This window comes from Cellulomonas sp. P5_C5 (genome assembly GCF_054049655.1).
The window spans coordinates 142,546-169,018 of record NZ_JBFULY010000001.1 but is presented as its reverse complement, the minus strand read 5'-3'; the positions used below and the strand labels follow the sequence as shown (position 1 = coordinate 169,018).

The window sequence follows — 26,473 nt, the reverse complement described above, 5'->3', positions numbered from 1 at the left end:
CCGTCGTCGGACCGCGACACCCGCGCCAACGACGTCGTCGGACCGCGACCGCCCGCGGTGACGACTCGCCGCGCAGGCTCGTCGTGACCGGTCAGGACTGTGCGGCGTGGGCGGGCGCCCAGACGCCGGTCGCCGAGTCCTCCAGGGAGAGCAGGTGCGTCGCCATCCGCAGGCGCGCCCGGTCGGGGTCGTGGGCGGCGACGGCCGCGAGGATCGCCTCGTGCTCGACGAACGCGCGGTCCTCGGCGCCCTCGTCGGAGAGCCCTCGCCACAGCCGGGTCCGGGACGCCCGGCCCGCCAGGCCCACGACGAGCGCTGCCAGCACGGGGTTGCCGGACGCCCGGGCGACCTCCTCGTGGAACGCCAGGTCCGCGTCGACGAGCCGGTCGTGGTCGAGGGGGTGCTCGACGAGCGCGCGTGCGGTCTCGTCGAGGACGGCGCGCAGGCGGGCGAGGCAGGCGTCGTCGACGTGCAGCGCGGCGAGGCCGGCGGCCTCGGTCTCCAGGAGCCGCCGGACGGTGTGGAATGCGGAGGCGTCGTCCTGGAGCTCGGCGACGAAGCCGACGGGGGCGAGCAGCAGCGCGGGGTCGAGCGTGGTCACGTAGGTGCCGTCGCCGTGCCGCGACTCGAGGATGCCGAGCGTCCCGAGCGCGTGGACGCCCTCGCGCAGGGAGCCGCGCGAGACGCCGAGGGTGGCGGCGAGCTCTTTCTCGGCAGGGAGGCGTTGCCCTGCCTGGAGGCGTCCGTCGAGGATCATCTCCTTGACCCCGTCGACGACGTCATCGGAACGTGACACAGAGTGAACTTACGCGGTCGCGCGGTCAGAACGAGTCGAACGGGAGGCCGTACACCTGCGTGGCCGTGCCGCCGAGCACCGCTGCGCGGTCGTCGTCGCCCAGCTGGTCCACCGTCGAGCGCAGCCCGTGCCAGACCTGGGCGTAGGAGTCGCCCTCCAGGAGCGCGTACGGCCAGTCGCTGCCGAGCATGAGCCGGTCGGGGCCGAAGACCTCCAGCGCACGGTCGACGGCGGGCCGCAGGTGGTCCGGGGTCCAGCCGGCGCCGGCGGCGGTGGCCAGCCCGGACACCTTGGCGACGACGTTGGGCAGCTGGGCGACGGCGCCGAGCAGGGCGGACCAGCGCGTCCAGCCGTCCCGGTCGCCGGCTCGCAGGGCGGCCAGCGGGGGAGCGCCCAGGTGGTCGAGGACGACCGTGAGCTTGGGGTGGTTCTCGGCGAGGGTCGCCACGTGGGCCAGGGCCGTCGGGGTGTGTGCGGTGAGGTCCAGGGTCAGCCGCCGCTCGGTCAGGAGCGTCAGGCTGTCGTCGACGGCGGCGTCGAGCAGCCAGTCGGGGTCACGACCGTCGTGCCCGCGGTGCCCGATCCCGACGATCGGCTCGCGCCGCCACTTGTCGAGCTGGTTGGCGGCGTCGTCGGGGGCGTCGAGGGGGACCCACGCCACGACGCCGGCGACCCGGGAGGAGGAGAGGGCCTGGAAGAGCATGAGCTCGGAGTCCGCGCGGTTGTCCGCGGCCTGCACGAGAACCACCCAGGCGACGTCCTCGTCGGCCAGCTGGTCCTCGATGTCCGGCACCCGGTACGTGCGATGCACTCCCGCGTTCTCCGCGGTCATCCAGGGGTAGTGCACGGAGTCCGGGTTCCACACCTGGAGGTGGGCATCCACGACATTGGGCATGACCCGGACGCTAGCAGTGGTCCGATGTCTGAGCGCCGGTGGGGCCGGTTCCCTCATCGAACCCTCATCGATTCCTCAAGTCATCGGAGGACTTGGGTCATCGACCGACGGCGTAGCCCTGCATGCCCCGAGGGTTGGCGGCCGCGACCAGCATCCCGTCCCGCCGCACCCCGGCCGCGCTGAGACGTCCGAGCTCCCACGGTCCGACAGTCTCCACCTGGTGCCCGCGGTCCGCGAGCGCGTCCAGCACCTGGGCCCCGAGGCGCGACTCGGCGACCAGTCCGCGCGGTTCGTGGGTACGCGGGTAGAACGATCCGGGCACGTGCGACGAGTGCCATGCCGGCGCGTCGATCGAGGCCTGCAGGCCCGCGCCGCCCAGGAGGTGCCGCAGCAGGAACGGCACGGTCCACTGGTCCTGCTGGTCGCCGCCGGGGGTGCCGAAGGCGACGCCCGAGCCGTCGTCGTCGAGCAGCAGCGCGGGGCTCAGCGTGGTCCGCGGGCGCTTGCCCGGCGCCAGGCTGTTGGGCAGCCCCGGCTCGAGCCAGAACATCTGCGCGCGCGTCGGCAGCGCGAACCCGAGGCCGGGGACGACCGGGCTCGACTGCAGCCAGCCGCCCGACGGCGTCGCCGACACGCGGTTCCCCCACCGGTCGACGACGTCCACGTGGCAGGTGTCGCCGGGGCTCAGGCCGATCGGGGAGACGGTCGGTTCGCCGACGCCGGGCGCGGACTGCTCGCGAGCCGCCCACAGGGCTGCGGCGACGTGGGGGACGCGCCCGTCGGGAGAGCCGGGCAGGAGGCCTTCGGAGGCGTCGGCGCCGACGAGCCGCGCGCGCTCCGCCGCGTACGCCCCGGAGAGCAGGGTGGCGAGCGGGACGTCGGCCACGTCGCCGTACCAGGCCTCCCGGTCGGCGAACGCGAGCTTGGCCACCTCGACCACGGTGTGCACCAGCTCGACGGTGTCGTTGGTGCGCACGAGGTCCCCGACGCCGAGCGCCTCGAGCATCGCGAGCTGCTGCAGGAGCACCGGCCCCTGCCCCCAGGCGCCGGTCTTGTGCACGGTCCGGCCGGCGAACCGCAGCGACGCCGTGGGCTCCTCGGTCGCGCGCCAGCCGGCCAGGTCGGAGGCCCGCAGCAGCCCGGTGTGGGGCCGGCCGGTGGAGTCCTGCACGGCCACGCCCGACTGGAACGCGTCGACGGCCTCGGCGACGAAGCCCTCGTAGAACGCGTGCCGCGCGGCCTCGATCTGCGCCTCGCGCGAGCCGCCGCTCACCAGGAGCCGCTCGAACGTGTCGGCCAGCGCGGGGTTGCTGAACCGTGTGCCTGCAGCGGGGACCTCGCCGTGCGGGAGGTAGACCGCGGCGGACGTGGGCCAGTGCTCGGTGAACATCGGCGCGACCGTCGCGATCGTCCGGGACGCGGCGCGAACCAGCGGGTAGCCGTCGCGCGCGTAGCCGATGGCCGGCGCGAGCACGTCGGCGAGCGGGAGGGTGCCGTACCGCGCGAGCAGGTCGAGCCACGCGCCGAACGCTCCGGGGACCACGGCGGCCAGGTGCCCGGTGCCGGGGACGAGGTCCAGGCCCAGGTCACGGTAGGCGTCGATGGTCGCGGCGGCGGGCGCGGTGCCCTGCCCGCAGATCACGAAGGTGTGCCCGTCGTCGGCGCGGTGGCCGAGGATCGGGGCGTCGCCGCCGGGACCGTTGAGGTGCGGCTCGACGACGCTCAGCGTGAAGCCCGCAGCGGCCGCGGCGTCGAACGCGTTGCCGCCGGCCTCCAGCGTGCGCATCCCGACGGCCGACGCGAGCCAGTGCGTGGAGGCGACCATGCCGAAGGTTCCGAGCAGCTCGGGGCGGGTGGTGAACACGTCTCGATCTTGCCCCACGGCACCGACGACCACCGGAGGGCCGACGTTGTTGCGTTTCCGTCCACAGAAGTCATAGTGTCCTGCGACTGGTGTTGATACGTGTCAACACGGGTGGGGCATGCCGGCACATGATGAAGGAGCGGGTCAATGACGACCAGCAGACGGGTGATCGGTGCGCTCAGCGCGCTCGCGGTCGCCATGACGACGATGGTGGCTGCGGCCGCAGGAGCGCAGGCGGTGGGGCCCGACCGGCTCCCGCTGACCATCACGAACTCGAGCGGCCGGGGTGAGGCCGTGCACGTGTACGTGCTGGGCACCAACCTGAGCACGGGCAGGCTCGGCTACGTCAACGCGGCGGGCACGTTCACGGCGTGGCCGGCGGGCTCCAACCCGCCGTCGGCCGCCCCCGACGTGTCGATCGCAGGACCGGGCAACGGCGGCAGCACGACGATCCAGGTCCCGCGCGGCATCTCCGGCCGCGTCTACTTCTCGCTCGGGGAGAAGCTGAAGTTCTTCCTCACCCCGGACGGCCTGGTCCAGCCGGCGCCGTGGGCGAGCGGGGACGCCAACCACCAGATCCTGTTCGACTGGAGCGAGTTCACCTACAACGACGCCGGGCTGTGGCTGAACAGCTCGCAGGTCGACATGTTCGCGGTGCCGCACACCGTCACGGTCACCGGTGCGCAGGGCACCCGACGGTCCGGTGACCTCGTCGCCAACGGCCGTGACAGCACGATCAACCAGATCGCCGCGCAGTCCGGCTGGGCGAACACGGTGGTGAAGCGCTCGGACGGGACGGTCCTGCGGGTGCTCGCCCCCGGCAAGGCGGCGGGCGCCGGACTGATGAGCGCGACCTACCTCGACCCGTACATCGCGTCGGCGTGGAACGCGTACACCGGCAAGACGCTCACGGTCGTGCCGTTCGGCGACCAGCCGAACCTGAAGTACTACGGCCGGACCTCGGGCACGACGATGACGTTCACCAACGGCTCCGGCGGGCAGGTGGCGTCGTTCGCCCGGCCCAGCAGCGCGGACGTGTGGGGCTGCGACGGTGCCCTGCACGCACCGAACGACCTGGTCGTCGGCCCGATCGCCCGCACCCTGTGCGCTGCCCTCAACCGCGGCACCCTCGGCACGGTCGACACCCAGCCGAGCACGGACGCGTCGGCGTTCTACAAGAGCAACCCCACCAACCAGTACGCGCGGATCATCCACGCCAACATGGCCGACGGGAAGGCGTACGCGTTCGCGTTCGACGACGTCGGCAACTTCGAGTCCCTGGTGCACGACGGCTCCCCGTCCGCGGCGGGCCTGATCATCCAGCCGTTCACCGGCGGTGGCACGACGAACCCGCCGCCCACCGGCAGCGGCAGCGCCCTGGTGAACGCCAACGGCATGTGCCTGGACAACAGCTCGCAGAACACCGCCAACGGCAACAAGATCCAGATCTGGGGCTGCAACGGCACGGTCGCCCAGAAGTGGACCTTCGTGCAGGCCGGCACGACGCTGCGCGTCCAGGGCAAGTGCCTCGACGTCACCGGCGGCGGCACGGCCAACGGCACCAAGGTGCAGCTCTACGACTGCAACGGCACGGGCGCGCAGGTCTGGCTCCCGCAGAACGGTGGCTACTACAACCCCGCGTCGAACCGGTGCCTGGACAACCCCGCGCACTCGACGACGCCGGGCACCCAGGCCCAGATCTGGGACTGCAACGGCGCCAACGCCCAGAAGTGGAAGCTGGGCTAGACCCCGCCCTCGAAGCCCAGCTGTCGCCATGCCTCGTACGTGGCGACAGCTGCGGCGTTCGAGAGGTTCATGGACCGCCGGTCGGGGAGCATCGGGATGCGGACCTGGCCGGTGATCCGGGGGTGTTCGAGCACCTCCGCCGGCAGCCCCGTGGGCTCCGGGCCGAACAGCAGGACGTCGTCCGCGCGGTACGCGAGGTCGGTGTGGTGCTGGGTCGCGTGCGTGGTGAACGCGTAGACCCGGCCCGGCACCGCGGCGAGCAGGGCCTCCAGGGACGGGTGCACCACGACGTGCGCCAGGTCATGGTAGTCCAGCCCCGCCCGGCGCAGCTTGGCCTCCGACAGGTCGAACCCGAGCGGCTCCACCAGGTGCAGCGTCGAGCCGGTTCCGGCCGCCAGCCGGATGGCGCTGCCGGTGTTGCCGGGGATGCGGGGCTCGAAGAACGCGACGTGCAGCACGGGCTGATCCTACGGATAGCGTTGTCTCATGCCTTTCCTTGCCGACGACTCCCGGTACGACTCGATGACCTACCGCCGGACCGGCCGGAGCGGGCTGGACCTTCCGGCACTCTCGCTCGGCCTCTGGCACAACTTCGGCGACACCACCCCGCTGGACACCCAGCGTGCGGTCCTGCGTCGGGCGTTCGACCTCGGCATCACGCACATCGACCTGGCCAACAACTACGGCCCGCCGTACGGCTCCGCGGAGGAGAACTTCGGCCGCATCCTCGCGTCCGACCTGCGCCCGTACCGCGACGAGCTGGTCATCTCCTCCAAGGCCGGCTACGACATGTGGCCCGGCCCGTACGGCGACGGCGGGTCGCGCAAGTACCTGCTCTCCTCGCTCGACCAGTCCCTGACGCGCATCGGCGTGGACTACGTCGACATCTTCTACTCCCACCGCCCCGACCCGTCGGTGCCGGTCGAGGAGACGATGGGCGCCCTGCACACGGCGGTGACCAGCGGCAAGGCCCTGTACGCCGGCATCTCCAACTACACGCCCGCGCAGACCCGGGTCGCGCAGCAGGTGCTCGCGGACCTGGGCACCCCGCTGCTCATCCACCAGCCCAGCTACTCGATGTTCAACCGGCACATCGAGAACGTGGCCGACGGGCAGACCGAGAGCCTGCTCGACGTGGTCGGCGAGCTGGGCATCGGCACCATCGTGTTCTCCCCGCTGGCGCAGGGTCTGCTCACCGGGCGGTACCTGTCCGGGGACGTCCCCGCCGACTCGCGCGCGGCCGTCGGCCACTTCCTCAAGCCGTCTGCCCTGTCCGAGACCTACCTGTCGCGGGCACGGGCGCTGAACGAGATCGCGGCGGGCCGCGGGCAGTCGCTCGCGCAGCTGGCCCTGTCCTGGGTCCTGCGCGACGACCGCATCACCTCCGCGCTCGTCGGCGCCAGCTCGGTCGCCCAGCTGGAGGACAACGTCCAGGCCCTGAGCGCCCCCGCGCTGACCCCCGAGGAGATCGCCGCGATCGACCCGCACGCGGTCGACGGCACCGGCCGCTAGCCCACGCCCGCGGACTCCGGGCTCGAGAACGTCAGTTCGCCGCGAGAACGGCAGTTCGAAGTGCCGGTCTCGCGGCGAAGTGACGCTCTCGGCGACCTCGGTCGGGGGCGAGGGTCAGGTGAGCCGGCCCGCCAGCCACGTCAGCTGGCGGGCCGTGTGGTGCGCCTCGCCGCCCTCGTGGTGGTTGTACGGGTAGACGGCCATCTCCCGCTCGGCCGCGTAGGCGTTGTGCGCCGCGAACACGCCCGACGGGGGACAGACCGTGTCGCGCAGCCCCGTCGCGAACAGTGCCGGGGCGATCGCGCGGCGGGCGTGGTGCACGCCGTCGACGTACGACAGGGTCCGGAGCACCTGGTCCGCGGCGCCGCGGTGCACCGCGAGGTACCGCACGATCTCGCCGTACGGGTCGGCGTCGGTGATCGAGAGCGCCCGGGGGATGTCGCACAGGAACGGTGCGCTGACCATGACTGCGGCCAGGTCGGGCACCAGGCCGGCGACAGCCAGGGCGATCCCGCCGCCCTGGCTGTTCCCGACCACCGCGACCCGGTCGACCCCGGGCAGGGCGCGCACGGCTTCGACGGCCCGGACGGCGTCGGTCAGGACGCGGCGGTAGTAGTACGTGGCGGGGTCGAGGATGCCGCGGGTGACGAACCCGGGGGCGGCGGGGCCGGAGCCGACAGGGTCCGGGGTGTCGCCACCCGAGCCGTACTGGCCGCCCTGGCCGCGGGTGTCCATGAGCAGGTGGGCGTACCCGGCGGCGACCCAGGTCAGCCGCTCCTGCGGCAGCCCGCGGCCCCGTCCGTAGCCGAGGTACTCGACGACCGCCGGCAGGTCCGCGGTGACACCGGCTGGGCGGGAGTACCAGGCCCGCACCGGCTGCCCGTCGAACCCGGCGAACGTCACGTCCCACGTCTCGACGAGGGTGAGCCCGGTCGGTACGGGGACGACGTCGAGCAGCACGTCGTGCCGACGGGCGTCCGCCACGGACGAGGCCCAGAACACGTCGAAGTCGGCGGGCTCGGGGGCGTCGGACAGGTAGCGCTCGAGCTGGTCGAGCGGAAGGTCGAAGAGCGCCACGGTCAGGACACCGTCGCCGGGGGTGCGGTGCTCTCGCGGATCACCAGCTCGGTGCCCAGCTCGATGCGCGGGTTGGACGGGGCCTCACCACGGGCCATGCCCAGCACCATCCGGGTCGCCGTGGCGGCCATCTCGTAGAGGGGCTGGTGGATGGTGGTGAGCGGGGGGCCGATCCACTCGGTCACGGGCAGGTCGTCGTAGCCGACGACGGACAGGTCCTGGGGCACCCGCAGGCCCAGCTCGCGGGCGGCGCGGAGCACGCCCAGGGCCTGGAAGTCGGAGCCGGCGAAGATCGCGGTCGGGCGGTCGGGCCGGTCGAGCAGGTCCATGCCGTGGGTGTAGCCGCCGCCGACGAAGAAGTCCCCGTACCGGACCAGCCCTGCGTCCACCGCGACGCCGGCCTCGTCGAGCGCGGTGCGGTACCCGTCGATCCGGGCGCGGCTGCAGAGCACGTCCACCGGGCCGGAGACCACGGCGATCTTGCGGTGACCGAGGCCGAGGAGGTGCCGGGTGGCCGCCAGCCCGCCTGCCCAGTTGGCGGAGCCGACGGTCGGGACGCCCGCGGGCTGCTCGCCCGCGGTGTCGACGACGACGAACGGGATCGACCGGGTCTCCAGCTGGCGCCGCTGCGCCGGGTCGAGGTCGGACAGGACGAGGATGACGCCGCGCGGACGGCGGGCCAGCACGTCGTCGAGCCACTCCTGGCGTGGCCGGTGCGCGCCGCCCAGCTCGGACAGCACGACGCCGAGGCGTTCGGGCCCGGCGACGGACTCGACGCCCTTGATGATCTGCACGGACCAGCCGGCGTCGAGCTCGTGGAAGACGAGGTCGAGCAGGCCCGGCCCGGTCTGGGCGCGGCCCCGGCGGCGGCGGTACTGGTGGCGGTCGATGACCTCCTCGACGCGTGCGCGGGTGACCGCGGCGACGTCGGTGCGGCCGTTGAGGACCTTGGAGACGGTCGGGATGGAGACGCCGGCCTCTGCGGCGATCATCGCGATCGTCGCGGTGCTCCCGGGGACCTCGGCGCCGGCCACGTCCTCGTCGGAGGCGGCGGCGGCGCTGTCGGCGCTGTCGGCGCTGGTGGTCGTCATGTGGGTGGTCCCGGTCTGCTCGTCGCAACTATCGGGCCGAACGTAGCACTGACCAGGGCGTCGGCCCAGCATCGCCCGGCGATCTCATCCGCTGTCCAGCAGGGGACCGAATGAGAAACGTTTGCCAAAGTTCCCGTCCGGATTGCCAGTTTGCGCGCGGACGCCTAACGTCCGTCAGCGGCAGATATCGACAACGCGGTCGATACTTTCGGCGCTCACAAGGCTGTGAGACGGGGAGGTGGACAGGTCACATGACGGGGTACGGACCCACGCACGAGCACGCACACCAGACCCGGGTCGAGGACCTGGTCGCCCGGATGACCCTGGAGGAGAAGCTCTCGCAGCTGGTCGGCCTGTGGGTCGGGGCCGACGCGAGCGGTGCGGGCGTCGCGCCGCACCAGTCCGAGATGACGAGCGACGGCCTCGGCTGGTCCGAGGTCATCCGCGACGGGCTCGGCCAGCTCACCCGCCCGTACGGCTCCGCGCCGGTGGACCCCGCCGCGGGCGCGCGGTCGCTGGCCGCGTCGCAGGCCGAGATCGTCGGCGCGAACCGCTGGGGCATCCCCGCCCTCGTGCACGAGGAGTGCCTCACCGGGTTCGCCGCGTGGGGCGCCACCGCCTACCCGGTGCCGCTGTCCTGGGGTGCGAGCTTCGACCCCGAGCTGGTCGAGGAGATGGCCGCCCGGATCGGCGCGTCGATGCGAGCGGCGGGCGTGCACCAGGGGCTCGCCCCCGTGCTGGACGTGACGCGCGACTACCGCTGGGGCCGCACCGAGGAGACGATCGGTGAGGACCCGTACCTCGTCGGCACCGTCGGCACCGCCTACGTCCGCGGGCTCGAGGGTGCGGGCGTCGTCGCCACCCTGAAGCACTTCGCCGGCTACTCCGCCAGCCGCGCCGGACGCAACCTGGCGCCCGTCTCGATCGGCGCGCGCGAGCTCGCCGACGTGATCCTCCCGCCGTTCGAGATGGCGGTCCGCGACGGCGGCGCGCGCTCGGTCATGCACTCCTACGCCGAGCTCGACGGTGTCCCGTCGGCGGCGGACAGCACGTTGCTCACCAACCTCCTGCGGGACCGGTGGGGGTTCACCGGGACGGTCGTCGCGGACTACTTCGGCATCCGGTTCCTGCAGACCCTGCACGGCATCGCGGGGTCCGAGAGCGAGGCGGCCGTCCTGGCGCTGACCGCGGGGGTCGACGTGGAGCTGCCCAGCGTGCACTGCTACGGCGAGCCGCTGCAGCAGGCGCTGGCCCGGGGCGAGGTCGACGAGGCGCTGGTGGACCGGGCGCTCCGGCGCGTCCTGACGCAGAAGGCCGAGCTCGGCCTGCTCGACGCCGACTGGTCGCCCGTCGCGGACCCGGACCTGGACCTGGACGACGAGGGCAGCCGGGACGTGGCGCTCCGCCTCGCCCGCGAGGCGGTCGTCCTGCTGACCAACCGGGGACCGGTCCTCCCGCTGCGGCCCGAGGCGCGGGTCGCCCTCGTCGGACCGCTCGCGGACGACCCGATGGCCATGCTCGGCTGCTACTCCTTCCCCGCGCACGTCGGCGTGCACCACCCGGAGCACGGGCTCGGCATCGAGATCCCGACGCTTCTGGACGCACTGCGAGGCGCCCACGAGAACGTCACCTACGCCCGTGGCTGCGACGTCACCGACACCGACCGCACCGGGTTCGACGCGGCGGTGGCCGCCGCCCGGGACGCGGACGTGTGCATCGTCGCGGTCGGCGACCGGGCCGGGCTGTTCGGGCGGGGCACGTCGGGCGAGGGCTGCGACGCCACCGACCTGCACCTGCCGGGCGTCCAGGCGGACCTGGTCCGGGCGCTGCTGGACACGGGGACCCCGGTCGTCCTCGTGCTGCTCACGGGGCGGCCGTACGCGATCGGCGCGCTCGCCGACGACGCCGCCGCGGTCGTGCAGGCGTTCTTCCCCGGGCAGCTCGGCGGGCTGGCGCTCGCGGACGTGCTCACCGGTGCGGTGTCCCCGTCGGGCCGCCTGCCGGTCAGCATCCCCGCGGACGCCTCCGGGCAGCCGGGCACCTACCTGTCCGCACCGCTGGGCCGGCGCTCCGGTGTCTCGTCGGTGGACCCGACGGCCGCGTTCCCGTTCGGCCACGGGCTCTCCTACACGGCGTTCTCCTGGTCGGCCCGCGCCACCAGCGACGAGTGGGCGGTCGACGGTGACGCCGAGGTCGAGGTCCTCGTCACCAACACCGGGGACCGCGCCGGCGCCGACGTGGTGCAGCTCTACCTGCACGACCCGGTGGCCCAGGTGACCCGGCCCGTCGTGCGCCTCGTCGGCTACGCCCGCGTGGAGCTGGCGCCGGAGGAGTCGGCGCTCGTCACCTTCACCGTCCCCGCCGACGTCACCGCGTTCACCGGGCGGTTCGGCTCGCGGATCGTCGAGCCGGGCGACGTCGAGCTGCGGGTCGCGCGGTCGAGCGCCGACGACAGCGACGCGCTCGCGCTGCGCCTCACCGGCGAGCTCCGGGCGGTCGACCACACGCGCCGGCTGACGACCGCGGTGTCCGTGACGCCGCTGCACGCGTTGGAGGCGACGAACGCATGAGCCTCAAGGAACCCGCCGTGGCCGAGCCGCTGGCGCCCATCGCGCCGGCCCTCGACCCGAAGAAGAAGAAGTCGCGCAACCCGCGCAAGGAGACCTGGGTCGCGCACGACGGCTCGATCATCCCCGCCGCGCACCAGACCTGGCGGACGGCGCTGCGCAAGGACTGGCGGCTCTACTCGTTCCTGGTCCTGCCGCTGCTCTTCCTGCTGATCTTCCGGTACGTGCCGATCCTCGGGAACGTCGTCGCGTTCCGCCGGTTCCGCCCGGGCGGCAGCATGTTCGGCGACGAGTGGGTGGGCCTCTACTACGTCCGGATGTTCATCAACGACCAGCAGTTCTGGCACGCGTTCACCAACACGGTGATCCTCGGGGTCCTCACGCTCGTGGTCGTGTTCCCGCTGCCGATCATCCTGGCGCTGATGCTCAACGAGGTCCGGTCGCGCCGGTTCAAGCGCAGCGTCCAGACCATCTCCTACCTGCCGCACTTCATGTCCGTCGTCATCGTCGCGGGCATCGTCTTCCAGCTGACCAGCGTCAACGGCACGGTCAACCAGATCATCGAGGCGGCCGGCGGGCAGGCGATCACGTTCATGCAGGAGCCGTCGTGGTTCCGCACGATCTACCTGACCTCCGAGGTCTGGCAGACGGTGGGCTGGGGCACGATCCTCTACCTCGCGGCGCTCACGACGATCGACGAGCAGCTCTACGAGGCGGCCCGGATCGACGGCGCCAACCGGTGGCAGCAGACGTGGCACATCACCCTGCCGGGCATCCGCCCGACCATGATCGTGCTGCTCATCCTCAACATCGGGACGTTCATGGCGGTGGGCTTCGAGAAGATCCTGCTGCTGTCCAACCCGCTGATCTACTCGACGGCCGACGTCATCTCCACGTACCTGTACCGCGTCGGGATCGTGTCCAACTCCATCAGCTACGCCACGGCGATCGGCCTGTTCGAGGCGATCATCGGCGTGACGCTGATCCTGTCGGCCAACGCGATCTCCCGGAAGACCGTGGGGGCGAGCCTGTGGTGACCACCGATCTCACCCGTACCCCGTCGACCGGGGTCAAGGACGGCGCCGGCTACCGCACCTTCCGCTGGGTCAACGCGGCGGTCCTCATCATCATCGCCGCCCTCGTCCTGTACCCGTTCGTCAACATCGTCGCCCAGGCGTTCAGCTCCGAGGGCTACATCAACTCGGGACAGGTCAACCTGATCCCGCGCGGGTTCAACCTCACCACGTTCCAGGTGGTGTTCGGGGACTCGATGTTCTGGCGCAACTACCGCAACACCCTCGAGTACACGGTGGTCGCCACGGCCATCGCGATGGCCCTGACCACCACGTACGCGTACGCCCTGTCCAAGCACCACCTCAAGGGCCGCAAGTTCTTCATCGGCGTCGCCGTCGCCACCATGTTCTTCAACGGTGGTCTGATCCCGAACTACATCCTCATCAGCCAGCTCGGGTTCCGGAACACCCTCTGGGCGATCGTCCTGCCCAACGCCATCAGCATCTTCAACCTGCTGGTCATGAAGTCGTTCTTCGAGAACTTCCCGAGCGAGCTCGAGGAGGCCGCCTCGATCGACGGCATGAGCACCTACGGCGTGTTCTTCAAGGTGGTGCTCCCGCTGAGCAAGGCCGTGGTGGCGACGATGCTGCTGTTCTACGCGGTCTCGTTCTGGAACGGCTGGTTCGGCGCGTTCCTCTACCTGGACGACCCGAACCTCTACCCGGTGACCGTCTACCTGCGCAACCTCATGGCGGGCGTCACCGGCGGCACCTCGATCCAGGGCGGCGGCACGGACAACCTCACCCAGATCGGCGCCAACGTGCAGTCCGTGACGATGCTCCTCACGGTCCTGCCCATCATCTGCCTCTACCCGTTCCTCCAGAGGTACTTCGTGTCGGGCGTGATGCTCGGCGCGGTGAAGCAGTAAGCCCACCCCTCCCCAGCTCCACTCACGCACTCTCAACGAGGAGAACCATGAGGACCACCAGGAAGCGCGTCGGGGCGGCGGCGTCCGTCGCCGTGCTCGCGCTCACGCTCACCGCGGCGTGCTCGTCGGGCGGCGACCCGGCCGACGAGCCGTCGGCCAGCAGCAGCGGCATCCCCGACGCGCAGCGCGTCGGAGCGATGGACGACTTCGCGGTCGGGACCGAGTTCGTCGCGACGGAGCCGATCGAGCTCGGCGTGCTGTACCGCGACCACCCGAACTACCCGCTGAACGAGGACTGGCTGTTCTTCTCGGACCTCGCGGAGAACACCAAGGTCAGCTTCGACCTGACCAGCGCGCCGCTGTCGGACTGGGACGCCAAGAAGTCCCTGATCATCAGCGCGGGCGACGCCCCGGACCTCATCCCCGTGACCTACCCGGGCCAGGAGACGCAGTTCGTGTCCGGCGGCGCGCTGCTGCCCATCAGCGACTACGTGCAGTACATGCCGAACTTCCAGCAGCGGATCGAGGACTGGGAGCTCCAGCCGTACATCGACAACCTCAAGCAGGCCGACGGCAAGTACTACATGCTGCCCGGCCTGTACGAGTCGCCGCAGCCGCAGTACTCCATCGCGATCCGCCAGGACGCGTGGGAGAAGGCCGGGATCACCGAGGACCCGCAGACGTGGGACGACCTGCGTGACGACCTGGAGACGATCAAGGACGCGAACCCCGGCGTCTGGCCGATGTCGGACCGCTGGTCCACGACGAACAACAGCCCGCTGGGCGCCACCCTGAACCTGGCGGCACCGAACTTCGGCACGGTCGCCGGTTGGGGCTTCGGCAACGGCCTGGTGTTCGACGAGGACTCCGAGACGTTCTCCTACGCGGCGTCGGGCGACGGCTACAAGGAGCTCGTCTCGTACTTCGCCTCGCTCGTGGAGGACGGCCTGCTCGACCCCGAGTCGGTCACGCAGGACGACGACACCGCCAAGCAGAAGTTCGGCAGCGGCAAGTCCCTGGCGATCTCGGGCAACACCCAGGAGATCACCAGCTACGCCAAGACGTTCACCGACGCGGGCAACACCGAGGCCCAGGTGCACCTCATCCGGGTGCCCGAGGGCCCCGCGGGTGACAACGTCGCGTCCGGCAGCCGGGTCGCGTCGGGCTTCATGCTCTCGTCGGAGGCGGCCGAGAAGCCGTACTTCCTCGCGCTGCTGCAGTTCGTGGACTGGCTGTACTACTCCGACAGCGGTCTCGAGTACGCCAAGTACGGCGTCGAGGGCACCACGTTCACCAAGGACGGCGACACGCGCGCGCTGGCCGCCGACGTCGACTGGAACGGCGTCAACCCCGCCGGGACCAAGAAGCTGAACGCCGACTTCGGGTTCAGCAACGGCGTCTGGATGCTGGCCAACGGCACGACGGACGACCTGATCCGCGGCCTGAACACCGAGGCCACGAACGAGTTCATCGACGTCATGGCGGACAAGACCGAGCTGCCGCTGGTCCCGTCCGCACCCCTGGACGAGATGCAGCAGGAGCAGATCACGCTCTGGCAGGCCGCGCTCAACGACTCGGTCACGCAGAACACGGCCGCGTTCATCCTCGGCCAGCGCCCGATGTCCGAGTGGGAGGACTGGCAGACCGAGCTCAAGGGTCTCAACGTCGACCAGTACGTCGACACGTTCAACCAGGCGCTCGCCGCCAAGGGCTGAGCACCACCGGCCGGCCCCGCGTATAGCGCGGGGCCGGCCCTTGCCATGGAGAGTCATGACGAACCAGATCCTGTACGGCGGCGACTACAACCCCGAGCAGTGGGCCCCCGAGGTGTGGGACGAGGACTACGCCGCGTTCGACCTCGCCGGGATCACCACGGTCACGCTCGGGGTGTTCGCGTGGGCGCACCTGCAGCCCGCCGAGGACCGGTACGACTTCTCCCGGCTCGACGCGATCGTCGAGCGCGCGACCGCGGAGGGCCGCTCGATCGTGCTGGCCACGCCGAGCGGGGCGATGCCGCCGTGGCTCGCGCGCGCGTACCCCGACGCGTGCCGGGTCGACTTCGAGGGCCGTCGCCACGTGTACGGCCAGCGCCACAACCACTGCCCGTCGTCGACGGCGTTCGCGCGGCTGTCGGTCGCGCTCGCCGGCCGGCTGGCCGAGCGCTACGGCGACAACCCGGCGGTCGTCGCGTGGCACGTCGGCAACGAGTACGGCGGCGCCTGCTACTGCGAGGAGTGCGGGGCGGCGTTCCGCGTCTGGCTCCGCGAGCGGTACTCCACGCTGGACCGGCTGAACGACGCGTGGAACACGACGTTCTGGTCGCACATCTTCACCGACTGGGACGAGGTCCAGCCGCCGACGGCGCTGTCCGAGCACTGGCGCGGACCGAACCACACCGCGTTCCAGGGCATCACGCTGGACTACCGCCGGTTCCTGTCCGACGCGCTGCTCGGCGGGTTCCTCGCGGAGAAGTCCGCGATCCGCGCGCACGTCCCGCACACCCCCGTGACCACCAACCTCAGGGCCTGTACCAGCCGGTCGACTACCACCGGTGGGCCGAGCACCTGGACCTGGCGACGTGGGACAACTACCCGCCCGAGGACCCGTCGCCGCTGCGCACGGCCGCGCGGATGGCCCTGGCGCACGGCGCGATGCGCGGGCTGCGCGGGGGAGCGCCGTTCTGGGTGATGGAGCAGACCCCGTCGACCACGGCCAGCCGGGACGTGAACGCGGTGAAGCGCCCGGGCGTCCTCGGGCTGTGGACCTGGCAGTCGGTGGCGCACGGCGCCGACGCGACCCTGTTCTTCCAGCTGCGCCAGTCGCGCGGCGCGTGCGAGAAGTACCACGGGGCCGTCCTCGACCACGGGGGCCGCACGGACACCCGGGTCTTCCGCGAGGTCGCGACGCTCGGCACGCAGCTGGCCGGTCTCGGGGACGCGACGCTCGGCGCCCGGACGCCCGCGCGCGTCGCGCTGCTGCTCGACTGGGACTCCTGGTGGGCGGTCGAGCTGTCCGACGGGCCCAACCGGAACGTCCGCTACCTCGACGTGCTCACCGGCTACCACCGGGCGCTGTGGAACCTGAACGCGCTGGTCGACGTCGTCCCGGTCACCGCCGACCTCGACGGGTACGACGTCGTCGTCGCGCCCCTGCTGCACCTGGTCAAGGGCGACCTGCCGTCGCGGCTGCGGGCCGTTGTCGAGCGCGGCGGCACGCTCCTGACGACGTTCCTGTCCGGCCGGGTGGACGAGGACGACAACGCGTTCCGCGCGGACGCACCCGGTCCGCTGCGCGACCTGCTCGGGCTGCGGGTCGAGGAGACCGACGCGCAGCAGCCGACGGTGGTGAACCCGGTGACGCTCGACGGGGTGCTGCACGAGGCGCGGCACGTGTTCGAGGTCGTCGTCCCCGACCCCGCCACGGAGGTCGTCGCGACGTACGGCGCCGACTTCTACGCGGGCTCTCCGGCTGTGACCCGGGCCCTTCGGGGTGGGGGCGAGGCCTGGTACGTCGCGACCGCGCTCGACGACGCTGGGGTGACGGACGTCGTCCGGCGTGTGGTCGACCGGCACGGCCTCGTCGGCCCGCACGGCGACACCGACGGGATCGAGGTGGTCGACCGCGTCTCGCCCGAGGGCGTCCTGCACCGCTTCGTCCTGCACCACGGCACCGACCCGGTGACCGTGACGTCCGAGGTCTCCGGCACCGACCTGCTCACCGGCCGCCGCATCGAGGCCGGCCAGCCCCTGACCCTGTCCCCGACGGAGGTGCTCGTCCTCTCATGAACCGTGTCCTGATCCCGTCCGAGCCGTCAGGCCCGATGCCCGACGCCTGGCGCGAGTGCGTCGGCACCGGCCGCCTCAACCTCGCCCTGCGCGCCGACTACCAGGAGTCCGCCGCGCTGGTGCAGCGCGAGATCGGGTTCCGCTACATCCGGGGCCACGGCCTCCTGTCCGACGACATGGGCGTGCTGCGCGAGTCGCAGGGCGTGACCCGGTACACGTTCACCTACGTCGACCAGGTCGTCGACTCCTGGCTGCGGGTCGGCCTCAAGCCCTTCCTCGAGCTCGGTTTCATGCCGTCGGCGCTCGCGTCGGGGGACCAGACGGTGTTCTGGTGGAAGGGCAACGTGACGCCGCCGCGCTCGCACGACGACTGGGCCGCCCTGGTCCGCGCGGTGCTGCGGCACCTGATCGACCGGTACGGCCTGGAGGAGGTCCGCACCTGGCCGATCGAGGTGTGGAACGAGCCGAACCTGACCGTGTTCTGGGAGGGCGCCGACCAGGCCGCCTACCACCGGCTCTACGAGGTGACGGCCCGCGCGGTCAAGGACGTCGACGCGTCCCTGCAGGTGGGCGGCCCGGTCCTGTCTCCGGGGTCCGACGAGTGGTGGGCGCCGTTCGCCGACTTCGTCGCCGCGCGGGACGTGCCCATCGACTTCGTCAGCCGGCACGCGTACTCGTCGGGACCCGTCCAGCAGGTGCCGTTCGGGGTCTACCAGACGTTCGAACGGCCGCAGGCGCTGCTCGACCAGTTCGACGCACCCCGCCGCTACCTGGAGGGCACCGCGCTCGCGGGCCTGCCGGTCCACATCAGCGAGTTCAACACCTCCTACCGTCCCGACAACCCGGTGCACGACACCGCCTGGAACGCCGCCTACCTGGCGCCCGTGCTGGCCGGTGGCGGGGAGCTGGTCGACTCCTTCTCGTACTGGACGTTCTGCGACGTGTTCGAGGAGGCCGACGTCCCGACGTCGCTGTTCCACGGGGGCTTCGGGCTGTTGACCCACCGCCAGGTCCGCAAGCCGACATACCACCTGTACGCGTTCATGGCCCGGCTCGGGACGTCCGTCCTGGCGCGCGGCGACGACCACCTCGTGTGCCGGGACGGCGACGGCCGCGTGACGGTGCTCGCGTGGCAGCCGGTCGGGGGTTCCGACGACGGCCCCTACGGCTCCGCGCCCTCCACCCACGACGTCCGGCTGCGGGTGCCCGTCCCGTCGGACGTGGCGGTCGTGCGGCGTTCCGTGAACGAGACCGAGGGCAACGCCTGGGCTGCCTGGCGCGAGCTCGGCCGCCCGCGGAACCCGTCCGAGCGGGTGCTCGACCTGCTCCGCGACGCCTCCGCGCCCGTCGTCCGGCACTCCGCCCTGTCCGCGGCCGACGGTCACGTCGACCTCGACCTCGTCCTCGGGCAGCACGAGGTGACCCTGGTCGAGCTGGTGCCGGTGACGCCCGACGAGCACGACGGGCTGGACGACAGGCGGTTGCTCGGGCAGGACGTGGTGGGATGACGGCCATGACGACGAAGCCCGACGACGAGATCGGCACCGGCCCCCTGCCGCGCTGGTCGGCGGTCGTCTACTGGTTCGTCGTCGTCGAGGGGATGCTCCTGCTGACCTCCGCGCCGGGGCTGGTGCTGCTGGCGCTGCTCGACCGGGACGCCAGCAACCTCCCGCTCGTCGCGCTCGCGTGCGTGCCGTTCGGCCCGTCGGTGGCCGCCGCGCTGTTCGCGTGGCGGGTGTTCGGCCGGGACCGTGACCTGTCCCCGGCGCGGCACTTCTGGAGGGGCTACCGGCTCGACGTCCTCGATGTGCTGCGGTGGTGGGTCCCGACCCTCGGCGTCCTCGGCATCGTCGCCGTCAACCTCACGCACCTGGGCGTCGCCGGCATCCCGCCGGTCCTCGGGGTCGCGCTCGGCGCGGTCGCGGTGCTCGTCGTGCTCTGGTCCGGGCACGCCCTGGTGCTCAGCGCGCTGTTCTCGTTCCGCACCCGCGACGTCGCCCGGCTCGGCGCGTACTTCGTGGCCGGCAAGCCCCTGGTCACGCTCGGGTTCGTGTCCGTCCTGGTGCTCACCGGCGCGCTGGCCTACGTCTCGGACTGGCTCCTCGTCCTGCTCGCCGCGCCCCTGACCTACCTGTACGCGCGCACGGCCGCGCCGATGGTCGCCGCGGCCGAGGCCCAGTTCACAGCCTGACCACCGTCTTGCCGGTCGTCTCGCCGCGCATCATCGCCAGGAACGCGTCGACCGTGTGGTCCAGCCCGTCGACCACGGTCTCGTCGTACGCGATCTGCCCGCTCGTGAGCCACCCCGTCATGTCCGCGAGGAACGCCGGGTAGTGCTGCAGGTGGTACGGGACGGTGAACCCGCGCAGCATCAGCCCCTGCTGGATGATCCGTGCGAGGTTGCGCGGGCCGGGCTGCGGGTGCTCGTCGTTGTACCCGGAGATCGCCCCGCACAGCGCGACCCGGCCGTCACGACGCAGGGCGCCGACGGCCGCCTCGAGGTGCGCGCCGCCGACGTTGTCGAAGTACACGTCGATCCCGTCCGGTGCGGCCGCGCGCAGCTGCCGGTAGAGGTGACCGTCCTTGTAGTCGAAGGCCGCGTCGAACCCGTACCGCTCCTGCACCAGCGCGACCTTCTCGGGCGACCCCGCGGAGCCGACCACGCGGGACGCGCCCTTCAGCCTCGCGATCTGCCCGACGACCGACCCCACGGCACCGGCCGCGCCCGACACGAACACGACGTCACCGGGCTGCATCTGCGCGATCTGCAGCAGCCCGAGGTGCGCGGTGAACCCGGTCAGGCCGAGCACCCCGAGGTACGCCGACAGCGGGACGGAGTCGTCGACCACCCGGAACTGACCGGCGTCCCCCTGCGCGACGTCGCGCCAGCCGAGGTCGTGCGTGACGACCGCGCCGACGGGCACGTCCGCCGACGTCGACTCCACGACGCGACCGACCGCGCCGCCGGTCATCGTCGCGTCGAGGGCGAACGGCGCGACGTACGACTCGGCGTCGTTCATCCGGCCCCGCATGTACGGGTCCACGGAGAGGAACGCGTTGGCGACCCGCACCTGCTCCGGCCCGAGGTCGGGCACGTCGACGCTCACGGTGCGGAAGTCCTCGGGCACGGGCCACCCCTGCGGCCGGCGGACGAGCTGGACCTGGGTGCTGGTGGTGTGAGGCATCCGGCGAGTCTGCTCCCGATGTCCGCCTCAGGCACGCGGGCCGCCGAGCTGCCGGCATCCGTGAAAGGCGTCACGACACCCTCGCCGATGGCCTAGGGTCGGCTCCGCCGGCGCCGTCGAAGGAGCAGATCGTGAGCCTCACCACTGTGACCGTCCGACGCCGGTCGGTGCGGCGCCTCCTGGCGGTCGCGGGCATCGCCGCGGTCGCCGTCGCCGGCATGGTGCAGCCGGCCGTCGCTGCGGGCGGCGCAGCCCTCGTCGCGACGACCACGACGACGACCCTCCCGGACGCGGTGCTCGTCGGGGACCCGGTGACGGTCAGCGTGACGGTCGCGGCAGCCGAGGGCGTCCCGACAGGGAGCGTCAACATCTACCTGGACGACGACACGATGACTGCCGTCCCCCTCGTGGGCGGCATCGCGACACTGGCGCTCGACGACGTCGCCGTCGGGCAGCACCACATCTGGGCCGACTATCCCGGTGACGGCAGCTTCGCCCCCTCCTTCCAGCGGTTCGGGCAGGACTTCTGGGTGATCGAGCGCACGGCTCCGGTCGTCACCGACGTCCTGCCCGCCGTCCTGCCGTCCGACCACGACGTCCGCGTCTCCCTCATCGGCGCGCACCTCGGGGGCGCCACGAGCGTGACGTTCGGCGGCGTGCCCGGTACCGGCCTCGAGGTGTACTCGACCGGCAGGATCTACGTCGACATCCCCCGACACCCCGCGGGCACGGTCGACGTCGTGGTGACCACGCCGGCCGGCACGTCGAAGGCCGTCCCGGTGCAGTTCGTCGACACGCACGCCGGCATCGTGTCCCGGGTCCCGGTGCGGATCCACGACTCCTGGGCCTACCCGTCGTCGCCGAGCTGCCTGCAGGTGGCGGAGACGAACGGCATCCCCGCCGGCGCGACCGGCGTGATCGTGAACGTCACCGTCGTCGCGCCGTACGGGGCGGGCAACCTCGTCCTCTACCCCGACCGGGGCCCGCTCACACCGGTCCCGACGGCCTCCACCGTGAACTTCGAGTACAACCGCGAGGTCGCGAACGCCGCCTTCGTCGCCCTGCCCGACAACGGCAGGATCTGCTACGACGCCCGAGGGTTCGGGGGCGCCCGGGTGCTCATCGACCTGACGGGCTTCGTCATGGGTGACTCCGGCATGGAGCTGCAGGACCCGGTCCGGCTCCTCGACACGCGGCCCGGCACGGATCACGTCGGAGACGTGTCGGGGCCGGTGCCCTCAGGTGTCGTGCAGACGGTCCAGGTCCGCGGCAAGGCCGGGGTGCCCGCCGACGCCACGGCCGTGATCGTCAACGCCACCGTCACCGGCACCATCGCCCCGGGGAACCTGCGGATCTTCCCCGCCGGGGTTGCCGTCCCGAACGCCTCGGTCGTCAACTACGCCCCCGGGAACGACAAGGCGAACCAGTCGATCGTGCAGCTGTCGTCGTCCGGGAAGCTCTCGTTCCTGTCCGACGCCGGCGGGTCCACGGCGCACGTCATCCTGGACGTCGTCGGCTACGTCACCGCCGGCCCGTACCGCGGCCAGACCCCGACCCGCGTCCTCGACACACGTGGGGGGACATGGCAGGTCGGCCCGATCAGGGGGGCGCTGAAGGCGGGCAGGCCGTACACCGTCACGCTGCCCAGCGCGATGGTCCCGGACGGGGCGACCTCGGTGGTCCTGAACGTCACGGCGATGGCGCCCAGCGACCTGGGCAACCTGCGGGTGTACCCGAGCGGGTCGGAGGTCCCCGACGCGTCGACGGTGAACTACATCCCGTTCCGTGACATCCCCAACCTCGTCGTCGTGGACCTGCCGGACAGCGGGCCGGCGACGCTGCAGCTGTACTCCGACATGGTGGCGTACGGCTCGATGTGGGTGGCCGCCGACGTCGCCGGGTTCGTGGTGGCACCTTGACATGCACGGCACGGGAAAGACGGATCCACCGGCATCCAGGGAACGGCCACAGGGTGCCGAGCGTGTCGGTCGCCGCGGGCGTGCCGTCGGACAGCGTCCAGATCACCGACCCTGCGTGCGTTCGCGCCGGTTGATCGCCCACGCCACACCCCAGGCGAGCAAGAGCGCGAGGATCAGCTTGACCAGCAGCTCGACGACGTCGAACCCGCTGACGAGCTGCTGGACAACGACTCCGGCGACCAGCCACACGGAGACACCGGTTCCGATACGCCGCGCGCGCAGACTCATGCGGGGCATCGTCGCACCTGGATGACCTGAGTCCCGGCCAGCGCGGGCGAGCACGAGCATCCGCGGGACCATGGAGGCGTGACCGCTGACCGTGACCTGGAACCCACGAGGCACCACCGCTGGTTGGTCGCGCACGAGTCGGGGGTGAAGGTGACGATCGTGGGCGTGGTCGTCTTCTTCGTCGCCGTGGCCATCGTGGTCACCGTGCTCGACGGAAGCTGGACGGCGTGGCTGTCCGCCGTCGCCATGGCGTCGGTCGGGTCGTCGATCTGGCTCAGCATCGGGGCCAACCGTCGCCACATCGAGCAGTACGACCGGCGGCACCCCGCCGGGTCTGGAGACGGCCCAAGTCAGTAGATCCTGCGCCCCGTCGCGTCCGGGACGCCCGAGCGCCGGTGGAACGCGCTGCGCAGCTGGTCGCGCCACTCGCGGGCGCTGCGCTCCTGCTCGACCAAGCGGTCGGTGACCCGGTCGAAGAACGGCTCGGGCACCCGCCCCCGGACCGACTCCCACGCCGCGGCCATCCGCACGACCTCGTCGTACCCGTCCGCGTGCGTGTCGTAGAGGTGCTGGATCACGGTCGATCCGCTGTGCAGCACGTGGGTGTACGGGACGTGGTGGAAGAACAGGAGCAGCTCGTCCGGGCACGTCTCCACCGACTCGTAGACGTCCCGCCACGGCGCCGGGTACTGGCCGGTGAAGCCCGTGCCGGTCGCGCGGGTGCGGTCGACGCCGATGCCGTCGCGGTCCGCGAAGTGGTAGGTGCCCCACGCGGTGTACTCGTAGCCGTCGACGTCGGGGCCGTAGTGGTGACCGGGCCGCACCATGAAGCCGACGCCGAGCGGCGCGGTGTACCGCTCGTAGGTGCGCCAGGAGTCGTCGAGCACGGCGTGCACCGCCGGCGCCACAGACGGGTCCTGGAAGGTGAGCGCGATCCACTCGTCGAGGATCGCGACCGGGTCCTCCTCACCCCAGGCCAGCCGCGCGAACGCGTAGAGGTTCGCCTGCGCGAGGGGGTGGCCGGTCCAGAACTCGTCGTCGCCGACGTTGGAGACCGCGACGAGCCCGGCAGGGCGCCCGTCGGGCAGCCCGGCGGCGAGGAGCCCGACCGTGCGCCCGTCCTCCGCCAGCGGGAACCCCAGGATCTGCGCCCACTGCGGGCCGAGGTACACCGCGTGCTTCTGCTGGCCCGTGTACTCCTGCGTCACCTGGAGCTCGACGGCGAGCCGGGTCTGCGGCATCGCGGCGATCACGGGGGAGACGGGCTCCCGCGTCTGGAAGTCCATCGGGCCGTACTTGACCTGGAGCACGACGTTGTCGTCGAAGCGGCCGTCCAGCGGCGTGAAGTGGTCGTAGGCCGCCCGCGCGCGGTCCGTGGAGCGGTCGCGCCAGTCCTGGTGGTGGTCGTAGACGAACGCACGCCAGAACACCGTGCCACCGAACGGCGCCAGGGCCCGGGCCAGCAGGTTCGCCCCGTCGGCGTGGTCGCGCCCGTAGGCGAACGGGCCGGGTTGCCCCTCCGAGTCCGCCTTGACGACGAAGCCGCCGAAGTCCGGGATGGTCTCGTAGACGCGGCGGACGGTGTCCGCCCACCAGTCCTGCACGCTCGGGTCCAGCGGGTCCGCCGTCGGGAGCCCTCCGACGGTCAGTGGCGCCGCGAAGCTCACCGACAGGTACACGCGGATGCCGTGCGGCCGGAAGGTGTCGGCCAGCCGGGCGACGTCGCCGAGGTGGTCGGTGAGGAGCCGGGCCTCGGCCGCGTGCACGTTGACGTTGTTCAGCCCGACCGCGTTGATCCCGACGGACCCGAGCAGCCGCGCGTACTGCGCGACGCGGGACAGGTCGTCGCGGACCCGGCCGTCGGCGTAGAAGATCGAGCCGCCCGCGTACCCGCGCTCCACCTGGCCCATGACGGGGTGGACGACGGTGTTGTCCCAGTGGTCGAGCATGCGGACCGGGTGCACGGGGCCGTCCCACCACATCTCGCCCTGGGGGGCGGTGAACGCCGACTCCCCGCGTCGGACCAGGGCGTGCATCCCGTAGAGCAGCCCGGCCGCACCGTCCGCCAGCACGACCGTGGTCCGGCCGACCCGCCCGGTCGTGAACGAGTCGGCGCCGATCGTCGGCCACCGCAGGGTCGTGAAGCGCTCACCGAGCACCGCCGCGATCGCCGGAAGGTAGGGGTCGTGCCGTTCGGGTGTGCCGGGCCGGGGCACCATGCGGGTGACGGCGCTGCCCGCCGGCGCGACGCCGGGCACGATCGCGAGCACCACGTCGCAGTCCAGGGCCTCGTCGGCGGTGACGGGACGCTCGACGGACGTGGTCACGAGGGACCCGCCGAACCGTTCCGTGGCGGCCGCGACCTCGGCGACGAGGGTGTCGGCGACCGGCCCGTCGTCCGGGCCCACCGCGACGAGCACGCGCCGCGAGCCGAGCGCCCGGAAGGCCTCGTCGGGCAGCCAGAGGGGGTGCACGGCCGTCACCAGTCGTGCACCGTGCCGTCCTTGAGCCGGTTGAACGGCAGGTACGCCTGCTCGTACGGGTACCGCGCGGCAGCCTCGTCGTCGTACTCGACCCCCAGCCCGACCGACGAGCCCGGGTGCAGGTAGCCGTCCTCGAACGTGAACGACTGCCGGAACACCTCGTCGGTCCGGGAACCGTGCTGCATGTACTCCTGGATGCCGAAGTTGTGGATCGCCAGGTCCAGGTGCAGGGCGGCGGCCATGCCGACGGGGGAGATGTCCGTCGGCCCGTGGATGCCGGACTTGATCTGGTACTGCGCGGCGAAGTCGAGGATCTTGCGCAGCGCGCTGATGCCGCCGGTGTGCGTGACGGCGGACCGGACGTAGTCGATGAGCTGCTCCCGGACCAGCGTCTGGTAGTCCCACACGGTGTTGAACACCTCGCCGATCGCCAGCGGCGTGGTGGTGTGCTGCCGGACCAGGCGCAGCGCGTCCTGGTTCTCCGCGGGCGTGCAGTCCTCGAGCCAGAACAGGTCGTACGGCTCCAGGTCCTTGCCCAGCCGCGCCGCCTGGATCGGGGTCATCCGGTGGTGCCCGTCGTGCAGCAGCGGAACCTCGGGACCGAACTCGCTGCGGACCGCCTCGAACACCGACGGGATGTGCCGCAAGTAGGCGCGGGTGTCCCAGTCCTCCTCGGCCGGCAGGGGAGCGCGCTGCGCGGGCTCGTAGTCGTAGCGTCCCGACGACGACGGCTGCGCAGCCACCCCGTAGACGGCGTCGATGCCCGGGACCGAGGTCTGCACGCGGATCGAGCGGAAGCCCTGCTCCTGGTGGTGCCGGATCGAGTCGAACAGCTCGGGCAGGTCCCGGCCGCTCGCGTGCCCGTACGCCATGATCCCGGTCCGGCTGGCGCCGCCGAGCAGTTGGTACAGCGGCAGCCCCGCGACCTTCGCCTTGATGTCCCACAGCGCCACGTCGACGGCGGCGATCGCGGCCATGGTCACCGGACCGCGTCGCCAGTACGCGGAGCGGTAGAGGAACTGCCAGGTGTCCTCGATGCGGTGCGCGTCGCGTCCGAGCAGCAACGGCACCACGTGGTCGGACAGGTACGACGCCACCGACAGCTCGCGGCCGTTCAGGGTGGCGTCCCCGAGGCCGACGACCCCGTCCTCCGTCGTGATCCGCAGCGTGACGAAGTTGCGGTCCGGACTGGTGATCAGCACCTCGGCGGACCGGATCGCGCTCCCGCGGGCCGCGGGGGCGAGGTCGCTCGGTGCGGTGTCGGGGTGGTCCGTCGGCATGCCTGCTCCGTCCCGCCGACGACGCCGTCGGCGCTGCTCTGCT

Annotated in this window: 22 protein-coding genes; 12 read left to right on the top strand and 10 right to left on the bottom strand. The window is 71.9% G+C overall.

Annotated elements, in window-relative coordinates; genetic code table 11:
• Positions 1 to 91 precede the first annotated feature (91 nt).
• The 3 genes from ACXJKF_RS00840 to ACXJKF_RS00830 all read right to left on the bottom strand — a co-directional run bounded on the left by ACXJKF_RS00840 (position 92) and on the right by ACXJKF_RS00830 (position 3,516).
• Positions 92 to 796 (bottom strand): FadR/GntR family transcriptional regulator, encoded by a 705-nt coding sequence (locus ACXJKF_RS00840; RefSeq protein ID WP_456785844.1) that lies wholly within the window; start codon positions 794 to 796, stop codon positions 92 to 94.
• Between the two features lie 25 nt (positions 797 to 821).
• A complete protein-coding gene (locus tag ACXJKF_RS00835) occupies positions 822 to 1,691 on the bottom strand; it encodes an amidohydrolase family protein (protein ID WP_456785843.1) in 870 nt (289 codons plus the stop codon).
• Positions 1,692 to 1,788: 97 nt separating this feature from the next.
• Positions 1,789 to 3,516, bottom strand: coding sequence for a gamma-glutamyltransferase family protein (locus ACXJKF_RS00830; protein WP_456786018.1), 1,728 nt, complete (start codon positions 3,514 to 3,516; stop codon positions 1,789 to 1,791).
• Between the two features lie 186 nt (positions 3,517 to 3,702).
• Here ACXJKF_RS00830 and ACXJKF_RS00825 point away from each other — a divergent pair, with 186 nt between their 5' ends.
• Positions 3,703 to 5,301 carry a beta-1,3-glucanase family protein gene (locus tag ACXJKF_RS00825; RefSeq protein WP_456785842.1) on the top strand — a complete coding sequence of 533 codons (1,599 nt, stop codon included), beginning with the start codon at positions 3,703 to 3,705 and terminating at the stop codon, positions 5,299 to 5,301.
• Here the strand turns inward: ACXJKF_RS00825 and ACXJKF_RS00820 are convergent.
• A complete protein-coding gene (locus tag ACXJKF_RS00820; protein WP_456785841.1) occupies positions 5,298 to 5,759 on the bottom strand; it encodes a tRNA (cytidine(34)-2'-O)-methyltransferase in 462 nt (153 codons plus the stop codon). The genes ACXJKF_RS00825 and ACXJKF_RS00820 overlap by 4 nt on opposite strands.
• A gap of 28 nt (positions 5,760 to 5,787) precedes the next feature.
• On the opposite strand from ACXJKF_RS00820, the gene mgrA reads away from it, so the two are divergent.
• Positions 5,788 to 6,813: an L-glyceraldehyde 3-phosphate reductase gene (gene mgrA / locus ACXJKF_RS00815; protein WP_456785840.1), complete on the top strand. Its 1,026-nt coding sequence runs from the start codon at positions 5,788 to 5,790 to the stop codon at positions 6,811 to 6,813.
• A 114-nt stretch (positions 6,814 to 6,927) separates the two neighbouring features.
• Here mgrA and ACXJKF_RS00810 read toward each other — a convergent pair whose 3' ends face one another.
• Positions 6,928 to 7,890 carry an acetylxylan esterase gene (locus ACXJKF_RS00810; protein WP_456785839.1) on the bottom strand — a complete coding sequence of 321 codons (963 nt, stop codon included), beginning with the start codon at positions 7,888 to 7,890 and terminating at the stop codon, positions 6,928 to 6,930.
• Between the two features lie 2 nt (positions 7,891 to 7,892).
• Positions 7,893 to 8,882, bottom strand: a complete 990-nt coding sequence (locus ACXJKF_RS00805) for a LacI family DNA-binding transcriptional regulator (RefSeq protein WP_456786017.1) — start codon at positions 8,880 to 8,882, stop codon at positions 7,893 to 7,895.
• 350 nt (positions 8,883 to 9,232) lie between these two features.
• On the opposite strand from ACXJKF_RS00805, the gene ACXJKF_RS00800 reads away from it, so the two are divergent.
• From ACXJKF_RS00800 to ACXJKF_RS00765, 8 genes are read left to right on the top strand one after another with little or no spacing between them, the layout of a single operon-like run.
• Entirely contained in the window at positions 9,233 to 11,551 is a 2,319-nt protein-coding gene (locus ACXJKF_RS00800) for a beta-xylosidase/alpha-l-arabinosidase (protein ID WP_456785838.1), read from the top strand.
• On the top strand, positions 11,548 to 12,585 hold the full coding sequence (locus tag ACXJKF_RS00795) for an ABC transporter permease (protein WP_456785837.1): 1,038 nt from the start codon (positions 11,548 to 11,550) through the stop codon (positions 12,583 to 12,585). The genes ACXJKF_RS00800 and ACXJKF_RS00795 overlap by 4 nt, the downstream gene beginning before the upstream one ends.
• Positions 12,579 to 13,490, top strand: a complete 912-nt coding sequence (locus ACXJKF_RS00790) for a carbohydrate ABC transporter permease (RefSeq protein WP_456785836.1) — start codon at positions 12,579 to 12,581, stop codon at positions 13,488 to 13,490. The genes ACXJKF_RS00795 and ACXJKF_RS00790 overlap by 7 nt, the downstream gene beginning before the upstream one ends.
• 47 nt (positions 13,491 to 13,537) lie before the next feature.
• Positions 13,538 to 15,205, top strand: a complete 1,668-nt coding sequence (locus ACXJKF_RS00785; protein ID WP_456785835.1) for an ABC transporter substrate-binding protein — start codon at positions 13,538 to 13,540, stop codon at positions 15,203 to 15,205.
• Positions 15,206 to 15,260: 55 nt separating this feature from the next.
• Positions 15,261 to 16,178: a beta-galactosidase gene (locus ACXJKF_RS00780; protein WP_456785834.1), complete on the top strand. Its 918-nt coding sequence runs from the start codon at positions 15,261 to 15,263 to the stop codon at positions 16,176 to 16,178.
• Positions 16,061 to 17,275 carry a beta-galactosidase gene (locus ACXJKF_RS00775; RefSeq protein WP_456786016.1) on the top strand — a complete coding sequence of 405 codons (1,215 nt, stop codon included), beginning with the start codon at positions 16,061 to 16,063 and terminating at the stop codon, positions 17,273 to 17,275. The genes ACXJKF_RS00780 and ACXJKF_RS00775 overlap by 118 nt, the downstream gene beginning before the upstream one ends.
• Positions 17,272 to 18,783 carry a GH39 family glycosyl hydrolase gene (locus ACXJKF_RS00770; RefSeq protein ID WP_456785833.1) on the top strand — a complete coding sequence of 504 codons (1,512 nt, stop codon included), beginning with the start codon at positions 17,272 to 17,274 and terminating at the stop codon, positions 18,781 to 18,783. Before ACXJKF_RS00775 ends, ACXJKF_RS00770 begins: the two co-directional genes overlap by 4 nt.
• 5 nt (positions 18,784 to 18,788) lie before the next feature.
• Positions 18,789 to 19,466: a glycosyl transferase gene (locus tag ACXJKF_RS00765; protein ID WP_456785832.1), complete on the top strand. Its 678-nt coding sequence runs from the start codon at positions 18,789 to 18,791 to the stop codon at positions 19,464 to 19,466.
• Here ACXJKF_RS00765 and ACXJKF_RS00760 read toward each other — a convergent pair.
• Positions 19,456 to 20,460 carry an NADP-dependent oxidoreductase gene (locus ACXJKF_RS00760; RefSeq protein WP_456785831.1) on the bottom strand — a complete coding sequence of 335 codons (1,005 nt, stop codon included), beginning with the start codon at positions 20,458 to 20,460 and terminating at the stop codon, positions 19,456 to 19,458. The genes ACXJKF_RS00765 and ACXJKF_RS00760 overlap by 11 nt on opposite strands.
• Before the next feature lie 131 nt (positions 20,461 to 20,591).
• Between ACXJKF_RS00760 and ACXJKF_RS00755 the strand changes: the two genes are divergently transcribed.
• A complete protein-coding gene (locus ACXJKF_RS00755) occupies positions 20,592 to 22,379 on the top strand; it encodes an Ig-like domain repeat protein (RefSeq protein WP_456785830.1) in 1,788 nt (595 codons plus the stop codon).
• Positions 22,380 to 22,481: 102 nt separating this feature from the next.
• On the opposite strand, the gene ACXJKF_RS00750 is transcribed toward ACXJKF_RS00755, so the two are convergent.
• Positions 22,482 to 22,667: a hypothetical protein gene (locus ACXJKF_RS00750; RefSeq protein ID WP_456785829.1), complete on the bottom strand. Its 186-nt coding sequence runs from the start codon at positions 22,665 to 22,667 to the stop codon at positions 22,482 to 22,484.
• Positions 22,668 to 22,745: 78 nt separating this feature from the next.
• On the opposite strand from ACXJKF_RS00750, the gene ACXJKF_RS00745 reads away from it, so the two are divergent.
• Entirely contained in the window at positions 22,746 to 23,024 is a 279-nt protein-coding gene (locus ACXJKF_RS00745) for a hypothetical protein (protein ID WP_456785828.1), read from the top strand.
• Here ACXJKF_RS00745 and ACXJKF_RS00740 read toward each other — a convergent pair.
• Complete coding sequence (locus tag ACXJKF_RS00740) at positions 23,018 to 25,150, bottom strand: alpha-glucuronidase (protein ID WP_456785827.1); 2,133 nt, start codon at positions 25,148 to 25,150, stop codon at positions 23,018 to 23,020. The two genes, ACXJKF_RS00745 and ACXJKF_RS00740, sit on opposite strands and share 7 nt — an antisense overlap.
• Positions 25,147 to 26,430, bottom strand: a complete 1,284-nt coding sequence (gene manD, locus ACXJKF_RS00735; RefSeq protein ID WP_456785826.1) for a D-mannonate dehydratase ManD — start codon at positions 26,428 to 26,430, stop codon at positions 25,147 to 25,149. Before manD ends, ACXJKF_RS00740 begins: the two co-directional genes overlap by 4 nt.
• Between the last annotated feature and the right edge of the window lie 43 nt (positions 26,431 to 26,473).